The following is a 5,180-nucleotide window of genomic DNA, read 5'->3' as shown; positions in this document are numbered from 1 at the left end:
CGCAGAGGCAGGCGCAGCGCCAGCGGCGGCACCGCCGCCATCATCAGCCGCAAGCTGGCAAAGACGAACCCCGCCAGCAGGCCCATATGCAACCCCGAGATCGCCAGCAGATGCGCCAGGTTGCTGGCCCGCAAATCGTGCAGCGTGCCCTGCCCCACGCCGCTGCGGTCGCCCGAGGTGACAGCCGCGGCAAAGCCGCCCGCCTCGCCCGGCAGCGCGGCCCGGATGTGACGCGACACCGCCATGCGCAGCGCGAAGATGTGCAGCCCGGCCCGCCCTTCCCCCGCGGGAGCAACGGTCAGCACCGGATTGCGAGTGTAGCCCACCGCGCCCAGCTGCAGAAACCAGGCGTGGCGGCGAAAATCAAAGCCGCCGGGTTCGGCCGGGCCCTGCGGCGGTGACAGATGCGCGGTGGTCATGATCCGTTGCCCGGGCAGCAGATCGGCCGGCGGCCCGTGCAGCGACAGCCGCACCCGCGCCGGCGTTCGCCCGGGCGCGGTGTTTTCCAGCACCACCCGATCCAGGGTGACGCGCACCGCATCCGAGGCCGACCGGTCGAGCCCGACAACACGCCCCTCCACCGGGCCGTAATAGCGCCAGCCCAGCATCGGACCACCCATCTGGGCGGTCCGGTGCCCGGCCAGGCAGAACCCGGCGGCGGCCAGCGCGACGCCCCAGCCCATCGCCGACCAACCGCCGGGCCTCAGGGCCGCGCCCGCAACGGCCCCGGCGCCAAGGAGCCCAAGCCCGCCATAAAGCGGTACGCCCGGTTCAACCCTCAGCGCGAAATAGGCACCGATACCCAAAGACAGGGCGACCGGTGCCCAAGGAAACAGGAAGCCCCGCTGGGCCAGCAACACGGAACTGCCCCAAGTCAGCCACGCGCCCATGCTTGCCCCCTGCCGTCCGGCCCGATAGACAGGCCACACTCTAACCCCGCCTGGTTAACATAAGGTAAATCCCCCCATGTCCGACGCGGTCGTCACCCGTTTTGCCCCCTCGCCGACCGGCTTTCTGCATATCGGCGGGGCACGCACGGCGCTGTTCAATTGGCTCTATGCCCGCGCGCGCGGCGGCAAGTTCCTGCTGCGCATCGAAGATACCGACCGCGCCCGCTCGACCCCCGAGGCCACCGAGGCGATCCTCAAGGGCCTGTCCTGGCTGGGCCTGGATCACGATGGCGAAGTGATCAGCCAGTTCGCCCGCGCCGAGCGTCATGCCGAGGTGGCGCAGCAGCTGCTGGCCGAGGGCAAGGCCTACAAATGTTTCTCCACCCCTGAAGAAATTGCCGCCTTTCGCGAGGCGGCCAAGGCCGAGGGCCGGTCAACCCTGTTCCGCTCGCCCTGGCGCGATGCAGATCCGGCCAGCCAGCCCGACGCGCCCTATGCCATCCGCATCCGTGCCCCGCAGGAGGGCGAAACGGTAATCCGCGACCAGGTGCAGGGCGATGTCCGTATCCGCAACGATCAGCTGGACGATATGATCCTGCTGCGCTCGGACGGCACGCCGGTCTATATGCTGGCGGTGGTGGTCGACGATCACGACATGGGGGTGACCCATGTGATCCGTGGTGATGACCACCTGAACAACGCCGCCCGGCAGATGATGATCTATCAGGCGATGGGCTGGCAGGTGCCGGTCTGGGCGCATATCCCGCTGATTCACGGGCCCGACGGCAAGAAGCTCAGCAAGCGCCACGGCGCGCTGGGGGCGCAGGAATACCAGGCCATGGGCTATCCCGCGGCCGGCATGCGCAACTATCTCGCGCGGCTGGGCTGGAGCCATGGCGATGACGAATTTTTCACCGACGACCAGGCCAAGGCGTGGTTCGACCTGGACGGAATCGGCAAAAGCCCGGCGCGGTTCGACGTGAAGAAGCTGGAAAACCTCTGTGGTCAGCACATGGCGATCAGCGACGATGCCGCGCTGCGGCAAGAGATCCAGGCCTATTTGGACGCCGCCGGTCGGCCGGCGCTGAGCGACCAGCAGGCGGCGGATTTGGAACGCGCCATGTTCTGCCTGAAGGACCGGGCGCGAACATTTCCCGAACTGCTTGAAAAAGCGCACTTTGTACTGACCTCTCGCCCGGTCGAGGCGGATGAGAAAGCGAAAAAGGCACTCGATTCAGTATCCAATGGTATACTGAATGAATTGACGCCGCATCTGCGAAATGCTAGCTGGACCCGTGACGATTTGGAGGCGGTCCTGAACGGCTTTGCCGAGGCGCAGGGCACCAAGTTCGGAAAGCTGGCAGGCCCATTACGGGCGGTGCTGGCCGGCCGCGCGGTAACGCCTTCCGTGTTCGATATGATGCTTGTGCTGGGACAGGACGAAGTTCTGGCGCGGCTGACTGATGCCGCCTGATCGGCCCGATCTTCGCAATTGGGTTACACGCGGCCAATACCACCTGAGCTGCGCAGGCCGCAGCAACTGCCCGGGCGAACCGGCCATCTGGTCTTCGCGCACCTGAGAGGAAGGGAGTACTCATGACAGAAACAAAAAAAACGGCGCAACTTACCCTTGACGGGAACACCTATGATGTTCCCGTTCTCTCGCCGACGGCCGGACCCGACGTGTTGGATATCCGCAAGCTCTATGGCCAGGCCAACGTATTCACCTACGACCCCGGCTATACCTCGACGGCAAGCTGCGACAGCACCATCACCTTTATCGACGGCGACAAGGGCGAACTGCTGCACCGGGGGTACCCGATCGACCAGCTGGCCGAAAAATCGCACTACCTAGAAGTGTGCTACCTGCTGCTTTACGGCGAATTGCCGACCGCGACGCAGCTGGAGGATTTCGAAGCTCGCGTCACCATGCACACCATGCTGCACGAGCAGATGACCTATTTCTACCGTGGCTTCCGCCGCGACGCGCACCCGATGGCGGTGATGGTCGGCGTGGTGGGTGCAATGTCGGCCTTCTACCACGACTCCACCGACATCTCGGATCCCTGGCAGCGCGAGGTCGCCTCGATCCGGCTGATCGCCAAGATGCCGACGATTGCCGCCTGGGCCTATAAATATCATATCGGCCAGCCCTTCGTGTATCCGCGCAACGACCTGGACTATGCGTCCAACTTCCTGCGCATGTGTTTCTCGGTTCCGGCCGACGAATACGAGGTGAACCCGATCCTGTCGCGCGCGATGGACCGGATCTTTACCCTGCATGCCGATCACGAGCAGAACGCCTCGACCTCGACCGTGCGCCTGGCCTCGTCCTCGGGCGCCAACCCGTTTGCCTGTATCGCCGCCGGCATCGCCTGCCTGTGGGGTCCGGCCCATGGTGGCGCCAACCAGGCCTGCCTGGAGATGCTGAAAGAGATCGGCTCGGTCGACCGCATCCCCGAATACATCGCCCGCGCCAAGGACAAGAACGACCCGTTCCGCCTGATGGGCTTTGGCCACCGGGTCTACAAGAACTTCGACCCGCGCGCCAAGGTGATGAAGCAGTCTGCCGACGAGGTGCTGGATCTGCTGGGGGTCGAGAACAACCCGATCCTGCAGGTCGCCAAGGAGCTGGAAAAGCAGGCGCTGGAGGATCCGTATTTCTCCGAGAAGAAGCTGTTCCCGAATGTCGATTTCTACTCGGGCATCATCCTCGAGGCGATGGGCTTCCCGACCTCGATGTTCACTCCGATCTTCGCACTGTCGCGCACCGTCGGCTGGATTTCGCAGTGGAAGGAACAGCTGGCCGATCCGCAGATGAAAATCGGCCGCCCGCGTCAGCTGTACCTGGGTGAATCGATGCGCGATTACGTCGACATCGAGAACCGCTGAGACACCGCAAAAGCACAAAAAAACCCCCGTCCTTTGACGGGGGTTTTTATTTGAACCGGAACCGCCCTTCGACAGATGGGTCCGGACGGGGGTAAGCCCGGGCGAATTAGCGCCCTTCGAACACCGGCGGGCGTTTTTCCATGAACGCCACGACGCCTTCTTGGAAATCGCGCGAACGGCCGCATTCGCCCTGCAGATGCGCCTCGGTGGCCAGCTGGTCGGGCAAGGTGGCCTCGAAACTGTTGCGGATTGCCTGTTTGACCGCGCCATAGGCCCGCGTCGGCCCCTTGGCCAGGTGGCTGGCGCGGGCGCGCCATTGCGCGTCGAAATCGTCATCCGCCACCGCCTCCCAGATCAGGCCCCAGTCATCGGCCTGCCGGGCGGAAATCTTGTCGGCGAACAGCGCTGCGCCCATCGCCTTGGCCATGCCCATCTGGCGCGGCATGAACCAGGTGCCGCCGGCATCCGGCATCAGCCCGATGCGGGTGAAGGCCTGCAGGAAATAGGCGCTTTCGGTGGCGATCACCACGTCCATCGACAGCGCCAGGCTGGCCCCGGCCCCGGCGGCAGGGCCGTTCACCGCGGCGATGGTCGGCACCGGGCAGTCATAGATGCTTTGCAGCATCGGCGTGTATTCGTCGCGCAGCGTGCGCTCGAGGTCGATCTGGGTGGCATCGCCGCTGTCGCCCAGGTCCTGCCCGGTGCAGAAGGCCCGCCCCGCGCCGGTCACCACCACCACCCGCGCGGTATTGGCGGCCGCGCGCATCGCATAGGCAATTTCCGCCCGCATCTGCGCGGTCAGCGCGTTCATCTTGTCAGGCCGGTTCAGGGTCAGAACCGCGATGCCATCGGCCTCTTCAAGGGTGATCGTCTGATAGTCCATGTCTCCGCCCCTTCTGCATTGCTCGGGCGCAAGGTGACGCAACGGCGCGGCAGTGAAAAGCGAAACCGGACGTCACTCGTCCAGAATCTGGCGCAGCCGTTCCTCTTCGGCAGCGCTCAGCCGCGCCTCGCTTCCGGCGCGGGCCCGTCCGCGCAGAAAGCCATAGGCGACGCCCCCCGCCAGCAGCAACATCAGCGGTCCCGCCGCCCAGAGCAGCCGGTTGGCCCCGGTCGCCGTGGGTTTCAACAGCACGTATTCGCCGTAGCGGTCGACGATGAAGGCCACCGCCTGTTCATCGCTGTCCCCCGCCACCAGCCGGTCGCGCAGAACCAGCCGCAGGTCGCGGGCCAGGTCGGCATTGCTTTCGTCGATGCTTTCGTTGCGGCAGACAAGACAGCGCAGCCCCTTGCTGATCTCGCGGGCCCGCGCCTCCAGCGCCGGGTCATCCAGCACCTCGTCGGGCTGCACCGCCCCCGCCGGCAGCGCCAGCGCCGCCAGCGCCAGCACCGCGACTA

The 5,180-nt window shown here is 65.5% G+C and carries 5 protein-coding genes; 2 read left to right on the top strand and 3 right to left on the bottom strand.

Translation table 11 applies throughout. From position 1 onward, the window contains the following. Positions 1–890, bottom strand: an 890-nt coding sequence (locus CVM52_RS23320; protein ID WP_133119955.1) for a ComEC/Rec2 family competence protein, incomplete at its 3' end; no start/stop codon positions are given. 76 nt (positions 891–966) lie between these two features. Between CVM52_RS23320 and gltX the strand changes: the two genes are divergently transcribed. Further along, positions 967–2,364, top strand: coding sequence for a glutamate--tRNA ligase (gene gltX / locus CVM52_RS23315; RefSeq protein WP_100164739.1), 1,398 nt, complete (start codon positions 967–969; stop codon positions 2,362–2,364). Between the two features lie 122 nt (positions 2,365–2,486). Further along, complete coding sequence (gene gltA / locus CVM52_RS23310) at positions 2,487–3,782, top strand: citrate synthase (protein ID WP_100164738.1); 1,296 nt, start codon at positions 2,487–2,489, stop codon at positions 3,780–3,782. A 106-nt stretch (positions 3,783–3,888) separates the two neighbouring features. Here the strand turns inward: gltA and CVM52_RS23305 are convergent, their stop codons facing one another. Both CVM52_RS23305 and CVM52_RS23300 read right to left on the bottom strand, forming a co-directional pair. Next, a complete protein-coding gene (locus tag CVM52_RS23305) occupies positions 3,889–4,665 on the bottom strand; it encodes an enoyl-CoA hydratase-related protein (RefSeq protein ID WP_100164737.1) in 777 nt (258 codons plus the stop codon). Between the two features lie 72 nt (positions 4,666–4,737). After that, positions 4,738–5,172: a cytochrome c-type biogenesis protein gene (locus CVM52_RS23300; RefSeq protein WP_100164740.1), complete on the bottom strand. Its 435-nt coding sequence runs from the start codon at positions 5,170–5,172 to the stop codon at positions 4,738–4,740. Positions 5,173–5,180: the final 8 nt, after the last annotated feature.

The organism is Pseudooceanicola lipolyticus (assembly GCF_002786325.1).
Lineage (GTDB): Bacteria > Pseudomonadota > Alphaproteobacteria > Rhodobacterales > Rhodobacteraceae > Pseudooceanicola_C > Pseudooceanicola_C lipolyticus.
The sequence above is the reverse complement of the archived record's forward strand: the minus strand, read 5'-3'. Positions and strand labels throughout refer to the sequence as shown.